Here is a 564-nt window from a genome sequence, read left to right on the forward strand (position 1 = left end):
GTCAGGCGCTATCTCAATAGCAATCCTGGTCGCGAAGCCCGGCAAGCCTACAAATGCCGGGTGAGGGACCCCTGGTATTCGGTTCCCGATGTCCAGGAGCCCGATTACATCCTTCAGTACATGTCGGGCCGCGCAGCGAGCCTTGTCAAGAACGACGCAGGTGTTACCTGCACAAACAGTGTCCACGCTGTCAGGCTGCGCGACCGTAAGCTCGCAGCGAAACTCCTCCCCTCGTGGGAGACGCCCTTTGTCCGGTTGAGCTGCGAAATCGAAGGCCACGCGCTTGGGGGTGGAATGCTTAAGCTGGAGCCGCGTGAAGCCGGCAACATTCTCTTTGCGGCTGGTCGCCTGATAGGCAAGAAGTCCGCCGAGGCAATTTTGGACTCCATCCAGACGCTTCAGCGCTGGAGACACTATGCCGACTGAAATCGAAGGTAATGTCTGCCGTTGGACGACCGAAGCAGACGCGCTCAGGGAATTCGCGGAATTCTCAGGCAAGACGCAAAGTGCTAGCCACATCAAGCCTCTGCATTGGTATGTTGCCTGCCGGCTGGTGATCGAGGG

1 pseudogene is annotated in these 564 nt (G+C 58.5%); it reads left to right on the forward strand.

The annotated features are described in order from the left end of the window. Nucleotides 1–426, forward strand: a pseudogene (locus tag AC1DIX_RS27605) (hypothetical protein); the annotation flags it as partial. Between the last annotated feature and the right edge of the window lie 138 nt (nucleotides 427–564).

The organism is Massilia sp. 05N420, assembly GCF_056397205.1.